The sequence below is a fragment of the Pedobacter africanus genome (genome assembly GCF_900176535.1).
Taxonomy (GTDB): domain Bacteria; phylum Bacteroidota; class Bacteroidia; order Sphingobacteriales; family Sphingobacteriaceae; genus Pedobacter; species Pedobacter africanus.
Window position 1 is genome coordinate 181,677 of the sequence record NZ_FWXT01000003.1, and the last position, 21,178, is coordinate 202,854.

18 protein-coding genes and 2 tRNA genes are annotated in these 21,178 nt (G+C 43.3%); 12 read left to right on the plus strand and 8 right to left on the minus strand.

The window, feature by feature from the left end; translation table 11 throughout:
* The first annotated feature begins 36 nt into the window (after window positions 1–36).
* The 3 genes from B9A91_RS17945 (at window position 37) to B9A91_RS17955 (ending at window position 3,716) form a co-directional block, all read left to right on the plus strand.
* Complete coding sequence (locus tag B9A91_RS17945) at window positions 37–918, plus strand: DMT family transporter (RefSeq protein WP_084240410.1); 882 nt, start codon at window positions 37–39, stop codon at window positions 916–918.
* 131 nt (window positions 919–1,049) lie between these two features.
* Window positions 1,050–1,134 (plus strand) — tRNA-Ser (locus B9A91_RS17950).
* A gap of 125 nt (window positions 1,135–1,259) precedes the next feature.
* Window positions 1,260–3,716 carry a glycoside hydrolase family 95 protein gene (locus tag B9A91_RS17955; RefSeq protein ID WP_084240411.1) on the plus strand — a complete coding sequence of 819 codons (2,457 nt, stop codon included), beginning with the start codon at window positions 1,260–1,262 and terminating at the stop codon, window positions 3,714–3,716.
* Between the two features lie 25 nt (window positions 3,717–3,741).
* Here the strand turns inward: B9A91_RS17955 and B9A91_RS17960 are convergent, their stop codons facing one another.
* Window positions 3,742–5,235, minus strand: coding sequence for a hypothetical protein (locus B9A91_RS17960; RefSeq protein ID WP_084240412.1), 1,494 nt, complete (start codon window positions 5,233–5,235; stop codon window positions 3,742–3,744).
* Window positions 5,236–5,367: 132 nt separating this feature from the next.
* Here B9A91_RS17960 and yiaA point away from each other — a divergent pair, with 132 nt between their 5' ends.
* Both yiaA and B9A91_RS17970 read left to right on the plus strand, forming a co-directional pair.
* A complete protein-coding gene (gene yiaA / locus B9A91_RS17965) occupies window positions 5,368–5,835 on the plus strand; it encodes an inner membrane protein YiaA (RefSeq protein WP_084240413.1) in 468 nt (155 codons plus the stop codon).
* A 186-nt stretch (window positions 5,836–6,021) separates the two neighbouring features.
* Complete coding sequence (locus B9A91_RS17970) at window positions 6,022–6,885, plus strand: AadS family aminoglycoside 6-adenylyltransferase (RefSeq protein WP_084240763.1); 864 nt, start codon at window positions 6,022–6,024, stop codon at window positions 6,883–6,885.
* Between the two features lie 112 nt (window positions 6,886–6,997).
* Here B9A91_RS17970 and B9A91_RS17975 read toward each other — a convergent pair.
* The 4 genes from B9A91_RS17975 to B9A91_RS17990 all read right to left on the minus strand — a co-directional run bounded on the left by B9A91_RS17975 (window position 6,998) and on the right by B9A91_RS17990 (window position 10,024).
* Window positions 6,998–7,082 (minus strand) — tRNA-Ser (locus B9A91_RS17975).
* 97 nt (window positions 7,083–7,179) lie between these two features.
* The gene (locus B9A91_RS17980; protein WP_084240414.1) at window positions 7,180–8,169 is read right to left on the minus strand and encodes a YihY/virulence factor BrkB family protein; all 990 of its coding nucleotides are present in this window, start codon (window positions 8,167–8,169) and stop codon (window positions 7,180–7,182) included.
* Window positions 8,170–8,189: 20 nt separating this feature from the next.
* Window positions 8,190–9,236 (minus strand): endolytic transglycosylase MltG, encoded by a 1,047-nt coding sequence (gene mltG, locus B9A91_RS17985; protein ID WP_084240415.1) that lies wholly within the window; start codon window positions 9,234–9,236, stop codon window positions 8,190–8,192.
* 20 nt (window positions 9,237–9,256) lie between these two features.
* Window positions 9,257–10,024 (minus strand): PASTA domain-containing protein, encoded by a 768-nt coding sequence (locus B9A91_RS17990; RefSeq protein WP_084240416.1) that lies wholly within the window; start codon window positions 10,022–10,024, stop codon window positions 9,257–9,259.
* Window positions 10,025–10,175: 151 nt separating this feature from the next.
* Between B9A91_RS17990 and B9A91_RS17995 the strand changes: the two genes are divergently transcribed.
* Window positions 10,176–11,162 (plus strand): D-alanine--D-alanine ligase, encoded by a 987-nt coding sequence (locus B9A91_RS17995; protein ID WP_084240417.1) that lies wholly within the window; start codon window positions 10,176–10,178, stop codon window positions 11,160–11,162.
* 66 nt (window positions 11,163–11,228) lie between these two features.
* Here B9A91_RS17995 and B9A91_RS18000 read toward each other — a convergent pair whose 3' ends face one another.
* On the minus strand, window positions 11,229–11,999 hold the full coding sequence (locus B9A91_RS18000) for a DUF3575 domain-containing protein (protein WP_084240764.1): 771 nt from the start codon (window positions 11,997–11,999) through the stop codon (window positions 11,229–11,231).
* 130 nt (window positions 12,000–12,129) lie between these two features.
* Between B9A91_RS18000 and B9A91_RS18005 the strand changes: the two genes are divergently transcribed.
* Both B9A91_RS18005 and B9A91_RS18010 read left to right on the plus strand, forming a co-directional pair.
* A complete protein-coding gene (locus B9A91_RS18005) occupies window positions 12,130–12,711 on the plus strand; it encodes a Crp/Fnr family transcriptional regulator (protein ID WP_084240418.1) in 582 nt (193 codons plus the stop codon).
* Window positions 12,712–12,778: 67 nt separating this feature from the next.
* Window positions 12,779–13,165, plus strand: a complete 387-nt coding sequence (locus tag B9A91_RS18010) for a DUF983 domain-containing protein (RefSeq protein ID WP_084240419.1) — start codon at window positions 12,779–12,781, stop codon at window positions 13,163–13,165.
* Here B9A91_RS18010 and B9A91_RS18015 read toward each other — a convergent pair.
* Window positions 13,155–14,582: an MATE family efflux transporter gene (locus B9A91_RS18015; protein ID WP_084240420.1), complete on the minus strand. Its 1,428-nt coding sequence runs from the start codon at window positions 14,580–14,582 to the stop codon at window positions 13,155–13,157. The two genes, B9A91_RS18010 and B9A91_RS18015, sit on opposite strands and share 11 nt — an antisense overlap.
* A 293-nt stretch (window positions 14,583–14,875) precedes the next feature.
* The gene (locus tag B9A91_RS18020) at window positions 14,876–15,295 is read right to left on the minus strand and encodes an acyl-CoA thioesterase (RefSeq protein WP_084240421.1); all 420 of its coding nucleotides are present in this window, start codon (window positions 15,293–15,295) and stop codon (window positions 14,876–14,878) included.
* A 150-nt stretch (window positions 15,296–15,445) separates the two neighbouring features.
* On the opposite strand from B9A91_RS18020, the gene rpsO reads away from it, so the two are divergent.
* The 4 genes from rpsO (at window position 15,446) to B9A91_RS18040 (ending at window position 21,167) form a co-directional block, all read left to right on the plus strand.
* The gene (rpsO, locus tag B9A91_RS18025) at window positions 15,446–15,724 is read left to right on the plus strand and encodes a 30S ribosomal protein S15 (protein ID WP_084240422.1); all 279 of its coding nucleotides are present in this window, start codon (window positions 15,446–15,448) and stop codon (window positions 15,722–15,724) included.
* 115 nt (window positions 15,725–15,839) lie between these two features.
* A complete protein-coding gene (gene pnp / locus B9A91_RS18030; RefSeq protein WP_084240423.1) occupies window positions 15,840–17,990 on the plus strand; it encodes a polyribonucleotide nucleotidyltransferase in 2,151 nt (716 codons plus the stop codon).
* A gap of 112 nt (window positions 17,991–18,102) precedes the next feature.
* Window positions 18,103–18,774 carry a ribulose-phosphate 3-epimerase gene (gene rpe, locus B9A91_RS18035; RefSeq protein ID WP_200815690.1) on the plus strand — a complete coding sequence of 224 codons (672 nt, stop codon included), beginning with the start codon at window positions 18,103–18,105 and terminating at the stop codon, window positions 18,772–18,774.
* Between the two features lie 17 nt (window positions 18,775–18,791).
* Window positions 18,792–21,167 carry a TonB-dependent receptor gene (locus B9A91_RS18040; protein ID WP_084240425.1) on the plus strand — a complete coding sequence of 792 codons (2,376 nt, stop codon included), beginning with the start codon at window positions 18,792–18,794 and terminating at the stop codon, window positions 21,165–21,167.
* Window positions 21,168–21,178 lie beyond the last annotated feature (11 nt).

Here is a 21,178-nt window from a genome sequence, read left to right on the forward strand (position 1 = left end):
CCTTAGCCGATTTTTGGGTTTAAAATTTTTAGCATTATGACAGGAGTACTTAAAGTAAAAGCAAACGCGGCACAGGGCTGGATAAACGGTTTTATAGGCGTGGTATTGTTTAGTGGGTCTTTACCGGCAACAAGAATAGCAGTTTTAGAATTTAACCCGGTATTTGTTACTGTGGCACGTGCAGCTGTTGCAGGCATACTGGCACTTATGGCCTTGCTGGTTTTTAAAGAAAAACGGCCGGCTACACAGCAGCTTTTACCCCTTGCTATTGTAGCATTAGGGGTGGTGCTGGGTTTTCCTTTATTGAGTGCGCTGGCTTTGCAACATGTTAGTTCGGCCCATTCCATTGTTTTTATAGGGATTTTGCCGGTAGCAACAGCTGTTTTTGGGATCATTCGCGGCGCCGAACGTCCGGGTCCCATATTCTGGATTTTCTCTGTTATCGGAAGTCTTTTGGTAACAGGATATGCAGTTGCACAAGGCCTCCAGGCTTCAGCCCCTGGTGATTTGCTGATGCTGCTGGCAGTTATACTTTGCGGGTTAGGCTATGCTGAGGGGGCTAAGCTTACCAGAACTTTAGGAGGCTGGCAGGTGATCTCCTGGGCCTTGGTACTTTCACTACCTGTAATGCTGCCCCTCGCGTTTCGTTATATGCCATCTTCTTTTGAAGGGATTACAACCGGGGCCTGGTTTAGTCTGGCCTATGTCTCGCTCTTCAGCATGTTTATCGGTTTTATTTTTTGGTACCGTGGGTTAGCGCAGGGGGGGACAGCAACCGTAGGACAATTACAGCTGCTGCAACCGTTTTTTGGCCTGGCCCTGGCTGCTTCATTGCTTCATGAAAAAGTGAGTATGGGTATGTTGGGTATTACCATAGGGGTGATTTTGTGTGTGGCAGGTACCAAGAAGTTTGCATGAGGTAGGCTATGGACATAATGATCTCTTTTTTGTCGTTTTTTAATTGAGCGAAGATCACAGGGTTATAAATCAAATTAGAAAATAACTAAATCTAAATTTGCAGAACCAAATCCGATTTGTACTTTTGCGCCGGAGAGTTGGCAGAGTGGTCGATTGCGGCAGTCTTGAAAACTGTTGAGTGTAATAGCTCCGGGGGTTCGAATCCCTCACTCTCCGCAGCAAATGAAAGAGCCCCTAAGGCTCTTTTTGTGTTTTAAGCCATACGATAATGATCGGGAACTTAATTTCCATTTCCAAATAATCAGTATCTTGGATACTTTAATCTTAATGTTTTAATCAGTATGAGCAGATTACCTGTAAAAAAGCATATCCTGCTAACAATTCTTCTGCTCAAAAGTTTAACCCTGCTTGGGCAGAGCGATCAGGAAATAAAATTTAGGGCGCCTGCCCTGCACTTTACCCAATCGGCACCCCTGGGTAATGGACGAATTGGGGCCATGGTATTCGGAAATCCCAATAAGGAACGGATTGTATTGAATGAAATATCTATGTGGTCTGGAGGAATAGAGAACCCCAACCGTAAAGATGCTGCCAGTCATCTCAAAACTTTGCAGCAATTGCTTCAGGAAGGAAAAAATAAAGAGGCACAGGCCTTGCTTCAGCAATATTTTACCAGTTCAGGCAAAGGGTCAGGCCGTGGCAATGGGGCCCTGGATAAATATGGCTGCTACCAGATCCTTTCCGATCTTTTTATCACCTGGAAAGATACTGCAGCAGCTGTAACTGCTTATAAAAGAACACTTCAGCTGAATGAGGCTCGGGCAGTGACGGAATGGAAAAGGGCAGGGGTAAGTTATAAACAGGAAGTATTTGTCAGCATGCCTCAGCAAGCGGTGGTTATCCGTTTGACAGCCGATAAACCAAAAGCATTAAATTTTGACCTGGAGCTTTACAGAAAGGAAAATGCCGTTTCAAAATCTGCAGGAAATACCATAACCATCGAGGGGCAGTTACCCGGAGGCGACGGCGATAAAGGTATCCGGTTTGCTGCTGCCGCTAAAGCAATAACCTCAACGGGTAAAGTTAGTGCAGAAAACAACAGCTTAACGGTTAACGGTGCTACAGAATGTCTCATCCTCATCAGTGCCGCCACGGATATGAACTGGCCAAACGTAGCGGTTCGGGGTGCTAATCCGTTAGCGGTAGCTATGAAATACCTGGATAACGCCGGTAAAATGGCTTTTTCAAAACTAAAGGCTAAACATATCGCCGATTTTCAATTGTACTACAACCGATGCAAGTTCCAGCTTACACAAAAAGAAGATTCTGCCATTGCCGCTTGTTCAACTGAGGAGCGGTTGACGAATTTTTACAAAGGCAAGCCTGACGTTACCCTGCCTGTATTGTATTTTAATTTTGGAAGGTACCTGCTGATCTCCAGCTCCAGGCCGGGCAATCTGCCCGCCAACCTTCAGGGCTTGTGGGCTGTGGAGTACCAGACGCCATGGAATGGGGATTACCATTTAAACATAAATCTACAAATGAATTATTGGCCTGCCGAGCAAACGAATCTGGCCGAACTCCACCAGCCACTTATTGCACTTACAGAACAATTGGTAAAGCCCGGTGAACAAACGGCTAAGGCATATTACAACAGTACAGGCTGGACAGCACATATGATGACCAATCCATGGAAATTTACGGCTCCCGGCGAACATGCATCCTGGGGATCGACATTATCGGGTGGGGCATGGCTTTGTGCACATTTATGGCAGCACTATCAGTACAACCCCAATAAAAAGACGCTGATGGAAATCTATCCGGTCTTAAAGGATGCTGCCAGATTTTATACTGATATTTTGATTGAAGATCCGCAAACAGGATGGCTGGTTACAGCGCCATCCAACTCACCCGAAAATAGTTATAAGACCGATGAGGGTTTTGTAGGGCAAACCACCATGGGGCCAACAATGGATATGCAAATTGGCAGGGAACTGCTGGGCAATACAATTGCAGCAGCACGCTTATTAAAGTTAGACCAGTCATTTGCCGATAGTCTGGAAAGGCTTGTGAGCCGCTTTGCACCCAACCAGATCAGTAAAAAAACAGGAGGTATACAGGAGTGGATCAGGGATTATGACGAAACAGAAATCACACACCGGCATGTTTCCCATTTATATGGCCTGTATCCTTTTGATGAAATTACAGTTACCGGAACACCTGAACTGGCTGCTGCGGCAAAGAAAACGCTATTGAGAAGGGGAGATGAAGGTACCGGTTGGTCAAGGGCCTGGAAAGTCAATTTCTGGGCACGCCTGGGCGATGGTGATCATGCCTGGAAGGTTTTCAGGGAATTACTAAAGCCTGCCGTTGCCGGAAGCAAGATTTCGATGACTGCCGGCGCGGGAACTTATGCCAATCTGTTTTGTGCACATCCACCTTTTCAGATAGATGGTAATTTTGGTGGTACCGCGGGGATTGCTGAAATGCTGCTACAAAGTCATGGTCAGTACGCTATAATCCGCTTTCTGCCTGCAATTCCTGCTCAAAAAGAATGGAGTTCCGGCGTTGTAAAAGGGATGCGGGCAAGGCTCGGTTTTGAAGTTGGTTTTGAATGGAAAGACAACAGGATTACAACAGCAGATATTTTATCTACCCGGAATGAAAAATGTTATGTTCAGCTTCCGGAGGGCAAAGCAGTTTACGACAGTGAAGGAAGGAAAGTCGAAGTAACTGACCAGGGTAAAGGAGTGGTCAGTTTTATGACTGGAAAAGGTAAAAGATTTTTGATTCGGTAATATTGAAGCCTGTGTAGGAATACAATCAGGAATCTGGAAGTACAAAAGTTAAAACAATTTTATAGGCTGTTTTTTTCTCCCAGCCTGAAATCAGCCAGGCAATAAAGCTCAAAGTGAAGATATCGTTGTTCTTCGGGCTATCCAGCTGCTTTAAAACCGAATTTTTATAGGTTGTTTCAAAAATCACATCTGGTTTCAGCAGGAATCTTTCAACCAGTCTCAGGTACAATAACACGCGTTCTTCTGAAGTTTTTAGTAGGTATTTTTTATATCGCCGCCTAAAGCTGCTTAGCCTTGACATCGCAAGCTCAATGTTGGAAAACTGCGCATGGACCAGAATTTCCATCAGATGTTTTCGGATGGTCCATAACATCCCCATTTTTTTTTCATACCAGGTATCACTGCGCGTCAGCGAAGCTAGCTGTTTCAAACTTGCCCGGTCATTACACAGGGCCAAAAACATAGTTAAGCATATCCGCAGATCTTCGATGTCTTCCGGTTTAGCTGTATGTTTTGTATTGGATAGAGATTTTTGCAACAGTGCAATCGCATCGTCGGCAAAGCCTGTAAAGAAGAGGTTGAGCGCAGAGAGCAACTGATGACGTAAATAAAACAAGGTATGATAACGATTATCCATTGCCATTAGATCCATCATTTCCTTAAGATACGATGCGCTTCTTGCGAAATCCTTTCGCCGCAGCTGAAAGTTCGCCAGGAAATACAGGATAGATATATGGTAAAAAAGATTGGACTGTTTTTTATAGGTCTGTGCCTGCATAAACAGATCCGTCCGTTTGATATAGCGCTCTATCAATCCATAATTCTGCTGTATCCCCGCATATTCATTTGCGATGAAAAGAATCTGGTAAATAGATTTATAGGTTATCAGGTCCTGTACAGAAATTTTGTATTTCCGGATGGTCTTTATAATCAGGGCCGTTAAATCGACAATCTTGCCTTTCAGGTGGATGTCCTGCAATTCCTGCCTTAAATAGGCATAGGCCATATTGAGCTTTGCCTCTTGTTGCATGTCCGACTGGTTCTGCAGGAAGCGGGCAGTCAGTGCTTCGAGCTTTTCTGCACCAGGCAGATGGGCATATTGCAGTTTCAGCAGCAGGAGTTCGTTCAGCAAATTAAACTGCTCCAGATGCTCAGCCAGGCGTTCCGCCTTATCCAGGCATTTAAAGGCCATTTTGGCCATATCATTTTCCAGTAAAAAACGTCCCACCACAAGTAGGCGCAGCGCGTTATAAGCTTCTGAATGATTGTTTTCGAAGGTCTTTTGTGATAAAAACAACAACAAATTATCTTGCAGCCTTTTACGCAAGGCATGGTATGCATCTTTTTTTTTCTCCGATTTGTAGAGCTTGCTTAATCCATCTATATCGTCATTTTCTATTAAATTCAGTAAATGCAGGTTCTTTACATCAGTTCTTTTGTTTTTTCGTCGTAGAAACTGCCTGAAGAGCTTTTTATCAGTGTTGTTGAGTAAGTTGGTCAACTCCAGGATTGAGTCCATATAGCTATTTTATTTTCTGTAAAGGTAGAGTGATTACAATAATATATCGTCAGTAATCTATGAATTGTTTGTTTTATAGTGCTGCTTCACATCCGACATTCGCTTTCATATTAATCAAAAAACAAAATAAATATGGAACCGCTACAACAAAGAACAGAAGAAAAATCACCGATCGTTAAACATGGCGAGAACATTAGAAATCCGTTTAAACCAACCGCTGCATTTATTGGGGCCTCCTGGTTTGCCTTATTGACAGGTGCAGTTGGGTATTGCATTGGCTTGTGGAATGCCGGTATGGAACTGAACGAAAAAGGTTATTACCTTACCATTTTATTATTTGGCTTATTCGCTGTAATCTCTGTACAAAAAAGCGTAAGGGACCGGGCTGAAGGACTCCCCGTAACGGATCTTTACTACAGCCTGAGCTGGTTTGCAACTATTGCGGCAATAGTTCTCCTGACCATCGGCTTGTGGAATGCCAATATAGCGCTTAGTGAAAAAGGCTTTTATGCCATGGCATTCTGTCTGAGCATGTTTTCAGCCATTGCCGTACAAAAGAATACCCGAGACGCAAAAATGTTCGAGGATAAAGAACTGTAACGTAGCGGTTGCCTCCCCGCAGCTCCTTGCCTGGCAAGCCTGCGGGGTTATTGGTCTGCTGATTTAGCTATGGCCGGTGCTTTCTTTTTGTTAATTTTAACCAAACCAGAATTAAGTTATTTAAAGTCAGACTTTAAATGACCATACCGGTAACACCTGTTATTTGATATGAGCAACAAAGAGCAAATAGAATTAAGAGAAGAAAAATTAAAAAACATTATCAATTGGTCGGAAAACAATAGGGATATAAGGGCCGTCTTGCTTACAAGTTCGCTTGTAAATCCGCTGGCACCTGTTGATGAATTTAGCGATTTGGATATTGAGTTTGTTTTTGACAACAATGCCGATTATATCTCCAGCAACAATTGGATACATAATTTTGGAAATTCAATTGCGATGATCGAAGAAGATGAAACTTGCTTTGATCACAAACACGCAATGAAAATGGTCTTGTATGATGATGGTGTGAAAGTTGATTTTAAGTTGTATAGTAAAGCTAATTTTTTAGCAGAAGCTGATCAAAATGAACTTCCCGAAGATTGGGATATTGGCTATAAAGTGCTGATTGATAAAGACAGTATAACGCAAAAGCTGAAACAACCGACTTATCAGGTTTCCATCATAAAAAAACCGACAGAAGAGAAATTCAAGCAGGTTTTAAATGATTTTTGGTGGGACACTACCTACGTGTCAAAATGCCTGATAAGAGATGAACTGTTCTATGCTAAATTTATGTCTGAAAACAACATCAGAACGGATTACTTAGTGCCTCTAATTGAATGGTATATTGCCAGCCAGCATCACTGGAACATTACAACCAATAAGTATGGAAGACTTTTTAAAAAATACCTGACTGCCGGAATGTGGGTAAAAGTAGAAAAAACTTTTTCAGGAAGCGATGTCGGGGATAACTGGGATGCTTTATTTGCGATGGCTGATTTGGTTTCAGAAATTGGAACCGAATTGTCTCAAAAACTAGGCTATGAATATCCCGAAAAGTTGGAAAGAGACATAAGGAATTATCTAAACACGGTTAAAGCGCGGCAATAGGCAATAATTCCAATCAAAGCCATGTTAGTCTGATGCAACAAGCAAAAGAAATATTATTGTTTGATTCCCTTTGAAACAATAAAAAAAGAGCCTTTAAGGCTCTTTTTTTAAGCGGAGAGTGAGGGATTCGAACCCCCGGAGCTATTACACTCAACAGTTTTCAAGACTGCCGCAATCGACCACTCTGCCAACTCTCCGGCGCAAAAGTACAAATACCGCTTGATTTTACAAATTAAGCCCATAATAATTTAACGATAAATTGTTAAGGGCTTAAAAATGAGTTAGTAATTTTTTCTATTTTTCAGAATTCTGAGGTTCAGAAGGCGTTTTTTTGAACAGATTGAAGTTGGGCCGTATGATTTTTACGCTGCGTTTAGACAGGTCTACGCTTGCGTTCAACTCAAAACCAATCAGCAGAATCAGAGAATTCAGGTATAGCCAGATCATCAGTACAATCAGTGTACCGATGGAGCCGTACACTTTATTGTAAGAATTGAAATTGTTGATGTAAAAAGAAAATCCCCAGATGGTCAGGAAAGCAAGTATAGTGGCGAGCCATGAACCAGCACTAAAGAAGCGCCATTTTTTTGCATGTGCCGGGCCGTACTTGTACAATACCGATATGGTCACAAAATAGAGTATGCCCAGCAGAGACCAGCGTGTAAGGCCAATCAGGTAGGCAATAAAATTTCCTTCGATGTTCAGTTCCGTATCAATATAATTAAGGGCATATTCGCCTATGGCCATAGCGATAATGCAGACAATAACGGAGAATGCGATAATGAGGGTCAGGACCACAGCTATCAGCCGCTGCTTTAACCAGGTACGTGTTTCAATGATCAGCGAGGATTTGTTAAAGGCCATCATCAGGTTGTGTACCCCATTGGTCGCAAAAAACAGCGACAATAAAAAACCGAAAGACAGCAACCCCCGGTTTTGCTTGTGAACAATTTCATCCAGTGTGGTGCTAAAAGCATTATAGGCATCGGCAGGGAGCACGAGCATAATGAGTTGCATCAGCTGGTCCTGGAAATGAAATCTTTTGGGTATAAAAGGGATCAGTGTAAATAAAAAGATGATGGCCGGGAAAATGGCCAGCATAAAGTTATAGGCCAGGGAAGAGGCTTTATTGACCAGCGAATCCTTGCCAATCTCTTTAAAAAAGAAAGTGGCAACAGTGTACAGGGGCAGGGGACTAAAACCCGGAAGTATGCATACTTTGGTCCAGTCTATAAACAGGGCATAGATCCTGATCTTTAATAGCTGCTTGTGTACCCACTCCATTTACCAAATCTACTCAAAAACTATTTGTAAATGTTGCGCTTGTTTAAAGCGTCCCGGTATTTCTTCGCATTCAGCTCATGTTCCTGTACCGTTACCGCAAAATTATGGTAGCCTGAAAAATCTTCTTTGGCGCACATGTAAATATAATTGTTCTTTTCGCGGTTCAGTACGGCATCGATGGCATTGATGCTCGGCATCATGATAGGTCCCGGAGGCAAACCTGCATATTTATAGGTATTATAGCGCGATTGTACCTGCAACAAGGAATTGGTTACCCGTTTTACCGTAAAATCATCGTTGGCAAAAATCACCGTTGGATCTGCCTGCAGCAATATGCCTTTGTTCAACCTGTTCAGGTACAGCCCCGCAATGGTTGGCATTTCTTTATCGTACAAAGCTTCTGCATCCACAATGGAGGCGAGTATAGAAACCTGTACCGGGCTAAGGTTAAGTGCAGCAGCTTTTTGTTTGCGCTCATCTGTCCAGAACTTTTCGTACTCTTTATGCATCCTTTCAAAAAACTCGGCTGCAGTTACATTCCAGTACATTTCATAGGTATTTGGAATGAACATTACATAGCTGTTGTCTTTATTAAAGCCATATTTTTCGATCAGTGCCGCCGAATCCAGAAGTTTGATAAAAGTCAGGGAGTCAGGTTCCAGGTTGCGCGACAGGTAACCGGCAAAATTCTCTTTTTTTCTCAGGTTCTGGAATTTCAGCTTTACAGGGTCCTGGTTACCGGATTTCAGCATATTAATGATGCTGCGGTTGCTCATTCCCTTGTTTAGTTTGTAGCGGCCGGGCTTCAGGGAGCGGGCCAGGTCCATTTTCGCGGCAGCCTGGCTAAAAGTACCAATCTCGGTTAAAATGTCTTTGCGGCGAAGCTCTTCAAAAAGATCATCCAGCTGTGCGCCGGTTCTTACGTACAGGTACTTTTCTTTGCCTGTAGTATTGGGTGCAAAATAAACCTTGTAAAATTTGAAGCCGTAATAGCCGCCCACTACTAAAACTGCCAGCGCTAAGGCCAGAAAAATTTTGCCTTTAGAAGTTTTTTTTTCGTTTGTCATATACAGAAAGTAATCAATCTTTATTTATTGGAAAGCGTAATGTTTACAGGTGTGCCAATTTTAACTTTAGTTACCGAATCGGTTGCAAAAGGTGTTTGTTTAACCACAACCGCCGTTGCCGAATCGGTAATGTTGCCCTCATAGGTAATGATGCCCAGGTTTAGCATGGCACCATTTCTTAAAGCAAACAGGGCTTCGTCTTTGGTAAGGCCTATCAACGAAGGGATATCCACTTCCTCATTTCCCTGGCCGTCGCCCAATACCAGGTCTATCCGCGACCCCTTTGGTAAACTTTCACCGGTTTTTATCGGCTGTCCGCCAAATAAAGCCTGCAGCACCACATCCCTGGCCGGATCTGGTTTATAGGTGGTATCACCAAGTTTCAGGCCAAAGCTTTCAATCAAGGCCTGTACTTCCCTGAGCGATTTGAATTCAACTTCAGGGAATTTAACATTTGGTGCCTGGGCGGCATTCACAGTCAGGTAAATGGTGCGGTTGTCTTTTACAAAAGTATCGGCATTTGGGTCCTGGTCAATCACCATTCCCGGAGGGGAATCCATGATATAAACCGAATCAAGCTCATAGCGCAAGCCAAGTTCCTCCAGCTTTTCTACAGCCTTTGCTATAGACATTCCTTTTAAAGAAGGAACATTAAGTCCCTGGCCATGTTTGGTATAATACCTTAAACTAAAGAAGGCAATCAGCAATATCACCACTACCGTAAGCGCAGCAGCGATAAGATTGTTTCTAAAAGATTTTGTCTTCAGATAAGATATGAATTTGCCCATAGCGGTTTAATGTCTTTTAAGGTATAAACGCCAAATTTAGGCTAAAAAAATATTTTATTGGAATTAAAATAACATCTGCAGCAACTAATTTATATTTGTGTGCTGTGTTAACAGTCAAGCGCTTTCATAAGCAATTTAAAAAGATAAACGAATGAAGAAAACAATAGCATTGCTAACCGGTGGTACTACAGGAGAATGGGTGGTGTCTGTTAAAAGTGCCGCTACCATTGCCCAGAACCTGGATCCGGATAAGTTTGATGTATATAAAATTATGCTTACCCAGCAGGGCTGGTTTTATGAACCTGCCGATTCTGTAAAAATTGAGGTAGACCGTAACGACTTTTCTATTAACCTGAAAGGGAAGAAGATCAAATTCGATGGGGTATTTATCGCCATTCACGGGTCACCTGGCGAAGATGGTAAATTACAAGGCTATTTTGACATGCTCGGTCTGCCTTACACCACCTGCGATGCCCTGACTTCGGCTGTTACCATGAACAAAGGCTATACAAAAGCCATTGTAAATGGTATTCCGCAGCTAAATATCGCCAAGTCTGTACAGATCTTTAAAAATATGCCATATAACCTCGAGCAGATCAAAAAGGAACTTAAAGTGCCTTATTTCGTAAAGCCCAATAATGGGGGTAGTAGCATTGGCATGAGTAAGGTTAATCATGTTAACGACCTCGAAGCTGCAGTAGAAAGGGCTTTTAAAGAAGACGACCAGATCCTGATAGAAGAGTTCATTTCGGGCAGGGAGTTTACCATTGGTGTGGTAAAACTGGACGGACAGGTTACCGCATTGCCTGCTACCGAAGTAGAAACTGCCAAAGAATTTTTCGATTTCGAAGCCAAGTATACACCTGGTGTGGCTACCGAAACCACTCCGGCTGTGATTAAACAGGAAACATTGGCCAGGGTTACCGAAATTACTAAAAATGTATACCTTAAACTGAACTGTCGCGGAGTGGTACGCATAGATTTTATTTTAAACGAAGATGAAGGTGATTTTTATTTTATAGAGATCAATACCATTCCCGGACAAACCGCAACCAGTTTTATTCCCCAGCAGGTGGCAGCCGCAGGTATGAAACTGAACGACTTTTATACCAAACTGATCCGCGAGACCATCGGTTAAAATGTTTTTATACAAAAAGCGGCTTGTGATAAATTCACAAGCCGCTTTTTGTACAGTAAACGGGGCTTAAAACCTGAAGCCTATGCTTAGGCCTGATCTTAACCCGGCCCATGGTCCGCTAAAATCAACTTTGGCACCTTCGCTGTTTACGGTAGATTTTGTTTTTACCAGCGGCAGGTCTTCCAGATCGGTTAGCGCATCCCTTAAAGCTTCCTGTTCTTCAGGTTGCAGGGTTTTCTTACCAGAGATATTGCCCGAAGATGTACCATAGTTTGGCCCCAGAATCCACCAGTCAAGATACACGAGTTTGCTCAGTTTCCATTGTGCGCCAAAAAGTACCCCGCCGGTAAAAGTGTTCACGCTTCCGCTCAATGGCATCGTCTCTGTTTTGGTGGTGCCGTTTACCGTTACATCAAAAGTATAGGGAACCTCTGCATTGTAAGTGGCGTACCTTACAAAGGGCGCTACATAAAAGCCTTTAAATACACCCTGGCCCATATAAAACCTTACTTCTGGTGTAATGGAAAAGTTGCCTGTTTTAAAATCTTTAATGCTGTTCCAGGTATCATTATCGTCAATCAGGTCTTTTACCAGTGATGGAAAAGGTACACCAGATTTGGGCGCAAATCTTAAGCCAACAGCTACCGAAATCTTTTTGGCAACAGCACGCTCATACTGAAAAGAAAAGTTCTTAAACAACAATGCCCCTGCATTCCATTTTACAAGATTTTTGCCATCTGCATCGTCCTGTTTTTCCTGCGCACTCAGGCTGCATGTAGTACAGAAAATTAACAGAATTGCCAGTGATAATAAATTTTTAGTAAAATTTTTGTTCATAATCATTTGTTTGGGTTTGAAATTATTTTCGTCAAAGTTATCTTAAATTGCCAATTCAAAAAATACCCTTAAGGGGGTATTTTTATAAATGCTATGGTTAACTTAGTGAATTGACCGCATTGCTTTGCTTATGATGATAAAATACCTGCTAAATAATGGCTATCAGCCGGTTATCTACAAAAAAGGGGAGGTGGTTTACGAACCGGACGCCCAGCCCCGGGCCGTTTATTTTATTGTAAGCGGAGAGATAAGAATGGTAACGGTAAATGACGATGGCAAGGAGTTTATTCAGGGAATTTTTAAGAGCAATCAATATTTTGGCGAGCCGGCACTGCTGGTAAACAAACCTTATCTTGCTTATACTATTGCAACCAAAGACACCGAAATCATACCGGTATATAAAGAGGCCTTCTTTAAATTGCTGGAGACCGACCGTAATTTTAGCACTGAGCTGATCAAAACGCTGAGTAACCGCTTATTTTACAAATCTATGATGCTGGAAGAACTGGCCAATGAACAGGCCGAACACCGCATCAGGACGCTGATTGCGTACCTGCTCAAAAACCTCGAAAAAGGCGCAGTAATGGATGTTACAAGACAGCAACTGGCCGATATGAGCGGACTGCGTGTAGAAACCGTGATCCGTTTGGTGAAGAAGCTCGCAGCCCAGAAAGAGCTGAAGCTCCTGAAAGGAAAGATCATCAAAATCTAGATATGATCCAGATCATAAAATAGCAAAACAGTCCTTTGTACCTTTGTTTCAGATTAAAATTTAAGGCATGAAACCGATATCAAAATTAGCAGCTGTTGTACAGTGTAAATGTCCGAGATGCAGGGAAGGGGCAATGTTTTCGGGTAAGGTGTACTCCTTTAAAGGGCAGGCTACAAACGAATATTGTAACGTCTGTAACCTGCGCTTCGAGCGTGAGCCCGGGTTCTTTTATGTGGCCATGTTTATCAGTTACGCCATGAACGTGGCCGAGATGATCAGCATCAGTGTAGCGGCCTATGTGCTGGGGCTCGACCTGGTTTATGAAAACCTTTGGGTATACGCAGGCATCATCCTGATAGGTGTATTTTTATTTGCACCGTTCAATTACCGTTATTCTCGCGTGTTCCTTTTGCATTGGCTTACACCAGGCCTGGGCTATGTGCCTAAACCTTGATCGTTTTCCATCTGCCTTTTTTAAACAGGACAAACCCGGCAAGGGCTATGCCTGTTTCGGCCACAGGAATGGCAATAAATACACCTACCGGGCCTAAGCCGAACTGTTTTGCCAGTAGAAAGGCAAGTGGAATCTGAAAAAGCCAGAATCCGAAAAAGTTTACCCAGGTTGGTGTCCAGGTATCACCCGCTCCGTTAAAGGTACTCATCAATACCATGCCCATCCCGTAAAAAATATAGCCCAGGCTCATGATCTGCAGGGCATTGATGGCCACCTCCTGTATTGCGGTGTCGTTGCTGAAGAAAGCGATGAAATACCTTCCCCCGGCAAAGGTAAGGGCCATTACCAGCAGCATATAGATGATGATGTATTTGCCCGTCTTCATTACCGATTGCTCCGCCCTTTCCAGTTGCTTTGCGCCCAGGTTCTGGCCTACCAGCGTGGCAGCGGCATTGCTCATGCCCCATGCCGGCAGCATGAAGAACATCATCAGCCTTAATGCGGTCTGGTAACCTGCCGAGCCGTGGTCGCTACCGGTGGTGGCCACCAGTTGGGCCAGGAATATCCAGCTGCAGGAAGCAATTACAAACTGAAATATACCAGGCGTGGCAATTTTTAACAAGGCAATGATCTGTTCCCAGTGCGGCTTCAGATAAGCCAGTCTGATTTTCAGAACCCCACTGCCTTTAAAAAGATGGTACAACTGGTAGCAAACCCCGATACCACGACCAATAGAGGTGGCTATTGCTGCACCCGTTAGGCCAAATGCCGGAACCGGACCAAAACCATTGATGAGCACCGGGCATAAGATGATATTGGCGATATTGGCAATCCATAAGCTCTTCATGGCTATGGCGGCATTACCGGCACCCCTGAAAATTCCGTTGATGAGGAAAAGCAATACAATAATTACACTTCCACCCATCATAATGCGCATAAAAGGGGTACCCTGTTGGGCAGTATCTGCCGAGGCGCCCATCAACAATAGGATGTCCCTGGCGTAAGCCAATCCGATGATACTGATCAGGATGTTGAAGACCACAGCTATGAATATGGCCTGCATGCCCGCCTTTCCGGCCGCTTCAGGGTCTTTCTCGCCCACACGCCGGGCAACAACGGCCGTTGCGGCCATACTCATGCCAATGGCGAGTGAGTAAATAATGGTAAGTACGGATTCCGTTAAACCTACGGTTTGTATGGCATGGCTGCTGTTGTGCAGGTGGCCCACAAAATAAAGGTCAACCAGTGCAAAAACCGACTCCATGGCCATTTCCAGCATCATAGGTATGGCCAGGAGCAAGACGGCCCTGCGCATGCTGCCTTGTGTAAAATCGAGCTCATCGCCCCTTAGGGCCTGTTTTAAAAGTGTAAAAATTTGAGATAGCCTGCCTATTGAAGCTGTATTCTGTTCTGACATAAAAAAGGGAAAAAATAAAATATAAACCTTTAAGCAGCACTAAGTGCTGAAGCTGATGTTTTGGGGAAAGGGTGGAGCCCTCGGTACTTAGAACCTCAAACGGACTGCAAAGATTTTCATCGAATTGCGGTTTTGTAAAACAAAAATATAAAAGTTTTTTTATTTACAGCAATTTTTCTTCGTGCAGAACGGAGTTGTTCTGTTGGTAACTCTTTTTTATCGTACTGTTTAATGCCCCAGCATCAGTCCGCATGCCAGCCCGTCCTGGTAGCGGTAAAAAAATAAGAATTGAATCAAATAGAGTAGGCTTTGATCATTTCCTCGGTAACCTTACAGCCCCGGCCGGTAGAGGTATCGATCATTACATAATCAAACCAGCCGTCGGCAGCTATTTTACCGCTGCGTTTGTTTTCGATCTCAAACTGTACGCGGCAGCCTTTTTCGTTGATGGTTAAGATGCCGGTGCGGATCAGGATCAGGTCGCCCAGAATCAGCGGACGTTTAAAGTCGACCAGTGCAGTACGTACTACCCAACCAAAACCGCTTTTTAAAAACGATTCCATAGGCATTTTGTAAAACGCTGCCATCTGCTCGTAGCGTGCAGCAAGCACATAGTCGAAATATTTGCTGTTGTGCACATGGTTAAACATGTCAATGTCATCAGGACGTACCTTTAATTCGCTTTCAAATATGCTGTACTGACTTTTCTCCATGGCTTATCAATTAATGTAGCAAAAATAGGATTTAGTTTTACTTATATTTGCCAAGCGAGGGTAAATTGAAACTTTCTTGATAATCTTTAAAACATACCGTATCTTTGCCGGCAATTAATTAATTTATAAACACTTTAGTATCATTCAAGAATGTATTTAAGTAAAGAAGTAAAAGCCGAAATTTTTAAAAAACACGGCGAAGTAGAAACAAACACGGGTTCTGCAGAAGGTCAGGTTGCGTTATTTACCTATCGTATTGCGCACTTAACAGAGCATTTAAAGAAAAATCGTAAAGATTTCTCTACTCAGTTATCACTACAAAAATTAGTAGGTAAACGTCGTGGTATTTTGGCTTACCTATACAAAAAAGATATTGAGCGCTACCGTGCTATCATCAAGAACTTAGGTTTAAGGGATATCATCAAGTAGTCAGCTTTTATCAGGAAAAGCCATTCTTCTGGGATGGCTTTTTTGCTTTGAAAAGTAAAAAATATATATAAACAAGATGTGTGAAAAGAGGAAAACACATCACAACTATTATTAAATGAATGTAATAAAGAAAACGTTCGATCTGGGTGACGGAAGGACAATTGAAATTGAAACAGGAAAACTGGCTAAACAGGCTGATGGCGCTGTTGTGGTAAAAATGGGTGATACCATGTTGCTGGCAACTGTAGTATCTACTGTAGGTGCTAAAGCAGGTGTTGATTTCCTGCCTTTATCTGTAGATTATCAGGAAAAATATGCTGCCGCAGGCCGTATTCCTGGTGGATTTCTTCGTCGTGAGGCCAGGTTGTCAGACTATGAGGTTTTAATTTCACGTTTGGTTGACCGTGCTTTACGCCCGATGTTCCCTGAGGATTATCATTCTGATACCCAGGTAATGATATCATTGATCTCTTCTGATAAAAATATCATGCCTGATTGTTTGGCTGGTTTAGCTGCTTCTGCTGCTATCGCGGTTTCAGATATTCCGTTTAACGGCCCGATTTCTGAAGTACGTGTAGCCAGAATTGATGGTAAATTCGTCATTAACCCTTATGTAAGCGACCTGGAGCGTGCCGATATCGAGTTTTTGGTTGCAGGTACTGAAAAGGACATTGTAATGGTAGAGGGCGAATGTAATGAGATCTCTGAAGCCGAAATGGTTGAAGCGATCGAATTTGCGCATAAAGCCATCATCATCCAGGTTCAGGCACAAAAAGAACTTACTGAGCTGGTTGGTAAAACTGTAAAACGTGAGTATTCTCATGAAGACAGCAACCCAGAATTAAGGGAGCAGGTTTATACTTATGCTTATGATAAAGTATACGCCATTGCAAAAAGCAATACCAGCAAAGGCGAAAGAGGTGATGCATTTGGTGCGGTGTTAATGGATTTCATTGCTACTTTAGGCGAGGAAATTGATGATGTAACCGGCTTTTTAGCTAAAAAATACTTCCATGATGTACAATATGATGCTATCCGTAACCTGGTATTAGACGAAGGTATCCGTTTGGATGGTCGTGATGTACGTACAGTACGTCCTATCTGGAGCGAAGTTGGTTATCTGCCTGCTGCACACGGATCGGCTGTATTTACACGTGGTGAAACCCAATCTTTAACTACCGTAACTTTAGGTTCTAAAGACGATGAGCAGATGATTGACGGTGCTTTCATTAATGGGTACAATAAGTTTTTACTGCACTATAACTTCCCTGGTTTCTCAACCGGTGAGGTTCGTCCTAACCGTGGTGCCGGTCGCCGCGAAATTGGTCACGGTAACCTGGCTATGCGTTCTTTGAAGAAAGTACTGCCTGGTCTGGAAGAAAACCCTTATACCATCCGTATCGTTTCTGACATTTTAGAATCAAACGGATCTTCATCCATGGCAACAGTTTGTGCAGGTACACTTGCATTGATGGATGCCGGTGTAAAAATTAAAGCACCTGTTTCGGGTATCGCTATGGGATTGATCACTGATGAAAAAACCGGTAAATATGCTATCCTTTCTGATATTTTAGGTGATGAAGATCATTTAGGAGATATGGACTTTAAAGTTACAGGTACTGAAAAAGGTATTGTAGCCTGCCAGATGGATTTGAAAATCAACGGCTTGAAGTGGGAAGTATTAACCAACGCATTAAACCAGGCTAAAGAAGCACGTCTGCACATCCTGAACGAGATGAAGAAAACAATTGCTGAGCCACGTGAGGACTATAAAGCACATGCTCCGCGTATTGTTTCCCTGAGCATTGATAAAGAATTTATTGGTGCTGTAATAGGACCTGGTGGTAAAATTATCCAGGAAATGCAACGCGAAACCGGCGCTACTATCTCTATTGAAGAAGTAGGTAACAAAGGTATCGTTGAGATTTTTGCGGATAATAAGGCTTCAATTGATGCTGCCGTAGGCCGCATTAATGCCATCGCTGCTAAACCTGAAATTGGTGCAATCTATGACGGTAAAGTAAAATCTATCATGCCTTTTGGTGCCTTTGTGGAGATCATGCCGGGTAAAGACGGTTTACTGCACATTTCTGAGATCGACTGGACACGTTTAGAGACGATGGACGGTGTGTTTAAAGAAGGAGATAAAGTTCAAGTAAAATTGCTGGACATTGACAAGCAAGGTAAAATGAAGCTTTCCAGAAAAGCATTGTTGCCGAGGCCGCCAAAACCGGAAGCAGTAGCAGCAGAAAACAAACCTGCTTAAGCAATTGATATCATTTTAAGAATGAACCCCCGCAAATCGCGGGGGTTTTTATTTAAACGGGTTATTTGTTTATCTTTACAAGGTTCCATACCATAAATCAAAAATTAACCAAATGGCCCATCTTATTGCCCCCTCCGTACTTTCTGCAGATTTTGCCAACCTTCAGCGCGATGTTGAAATGATCAACGCCAGTCAGGCCGACTGGTTTCACGTGGATGTAATGGATGGTGTTTTTGTACCCAATATTTCTTTTGGTTTTCCAGTTATGGAAGCGATAAAAAAATATGCAAATAAGCCTTTGGATGTACACCTGATGATTGTAAACCCTGATCAGTATATTGAACGTTTTGCTGCGGCGGGAGCCGATGTGATTACGGTTCATTATGAAGCCTGTACCCACCTGCACAGAACGGTTCAGGCCATTCATGCCGCTGGTTGTAAAGCCAGTGTAGCCTTGAACCCGCATACACCTGTAGGGTTGCTGAAGGACATCCTGAGTGATCTGGATATGGTATTGATCATGTCGGTAAACCCTGGTTTCGGCGGACAACAGTTTATTCCGAATACACTTCATAAAATCAGGAAATTAAGGGAAATGAGTGCCTTAATAAAAAGCGATCTGTTCATAGAAGTGGATGGGGGGGTTGGCCTTCACAATACTGCTGCATTGCTGCAGGCGGGGGCGAATGTACTGGTTGCAGGGAATGCCATATTCGCTGCCCCTTCACCAACAGATATGATCACAGAACTTAAACAGGTAGACGGCAGTGCTGTGCAGGTATAACTTATAAAACCTTGTTAATGCTCAGGAACTACTTACTGTTGTTTGCCATTCTACTGGGGGGTGCCACTACAAATGCACAGCCCCTAGTAAAAATATCGGGTCTGGTTACTGACCAATTGGGCCATTCCCTGCAGCAGGTTACGGTGACCATACTCGGGCAAAGCCAGTCGACCATTACCGATGAGCATGGCCTTTACAACATTTACTCCAAAACTAAAGCCTTCACCTTAAAATACACATTGCTAGGGTACAATCCTGTATTGATTAATGTTAATGAGGAAAAAGCAGGTCGGATTACCCGGCATGTGGTGCTGAGCATCAATCCAGCCGAGCTGGAGCAGGTGACCATTACCAATAAACAAAACCAGCTGAGCAACAGTACCATCATCAATATTGCTGATGCGGCCGCCTTGCCTGCTGCCTCAGGAAATTTTGAAGCCATTTTGAAGACACTCCCTGGCGTGTCGCCAAACAATGAACTGAGTGCCCAGTATAGTGTTAGGGGGGGGAATTTTGATGAAAATCTCTTGTATGTAAATGATATAGAGATCAACCGGCCTATCCTGGTGAGGAATGCCCAGCAGGAGGGGCTTAGTTTCGTTAATTCCGATTTGCTAAGTTCGGCGAAATTTTCGGCCGGAGGTTTCGAAGCCCGTTACGGCGATAGGCTTTCATCGGTGTTGGATGTAAAATATGAGCGGCCCGACAGCAGCTCGGCTGTTTTAAATGCCGGTTTGCTGGGCTTATCTTTCGGTTCTAAAATTGTAAACCCTAAAAGCTACCTGCTGGCCGGAATCAGGTATAAGAACAATACCGGTTTATTGGGTAGCCAGGATAACAAGGGCGTTTATACCCCCAATTTTACGGATGTACAAATGGTTTATGGCTATGAGTTTTCGTCCCGCCTGAGTTTAAGTCTGCTGGGTAGTTTTAACAGCGGGACCTTTAAACTCATTCCGGAAAATAGGGAGACCGTGTTTGGTGCTTCGACAGCCAGGATGCGGCTAAACATTGACTATGAAGGTGAGGAGAAAGACAATTACCAGACAGCGGGAGGTGCGGTAACCTTAAAGTTTATCCCTAAACCGAACTACGTTATGAAGTGGATAAACAGTTTTTTCCAGTCAGACGAAAAGGAAGATATTGACCTGACGGGCTGGTATTTATTTGACACAGGAAATGCCGGTGTACAAAACAGGGTCATAGGTGCCTACATCAACTATGCGGCAAACAGGCTCAGTTCCAGGGCTTTCAGTTCGGAGCTTAAAGCCGATCAAACCTTTCAGAACCACACTTTTTCCTGGGGACTGAGGTTTGAAACTAAAAATTACAGTGATAACCTGAATGAATATAGCCTGATTGATTCAGCGGGTTATCTGCAGGATGCCGAAACCCATAACTTTTACCAGGACAACCGTGTTTTTGTCCGGAATAAACTCGACATCAGGTATTATACCGCGTATGTGCAGGACAGTTACCGGTTATCGGGCAATACCGATCTGCAGTTGGGGGTACGCGGAAGTTATAACGATCTGAGCGAGCAGTTTCTGCTGAGCCCACGTCTGCTGCTGGCCTATCGCCCGGCAAACAACAAAAAGATCTTCCGTTTTACGGCCGGACTGTACCAGCAGGCACCGGACTACAGGAGCATAAGGGAATTTGATGGTACGTTGAACCTGCAGCAAAAAGCACAGCGTTCGTACAATGCTTCAGCCGGACTGGACTACGCCTTTGACGCTCTGGGCACCCGTCTGAAATTCAGTTCAGAGCTCTACTTTAAATACCACGACCGGCTGATCCCTTACCTGATGGACAATGTACGGGTGAAATATCTGGCCAGGGAAGAGGCCAAAGGATATACTTATGGTGCCGATTTTAATATCGGCGGAGAGTTTGTGAAAGACCTCTTGTCTTACTTTAGGTTGTCGTTAATGAAGTCGGCCCAGGACATCATAAATGATAGTAAAGGCTACCTGAAACGGCCAGCAGACCAAAGGGTAAATTTTTCTGCTTATTTCCAGGACCGACTGCTGAACAGTCCGGCTTATAAAGTGCACCTCAGCCTGCTCTATGGTTCTAGATTGCCCGCAGGTTCACCCCTTACGCAAAGTTATTCGGATAGTTTTCATATACCAGCCTATAAGCGGGTCGATATTGGTTTTTCCAAAGATTTCCTGGACGATTTTTCAGAAAAAAAAGCAGGTTTTCTGGAGAAATATTTTAGTTCGTTTACAGCATATGTTGAAGTATTTAATTTGCTGAATATCAACAATACAGTTTCTTATTTGTGGTTGAAAGATCTGGACAACGTACAATATGCTGTACCTAACTACCTAACAGGTAGGCGTCTCAACTTTAAATTGGTCATCAAGTTTAAAAAATCGAAGGGATAAACGACATAAAA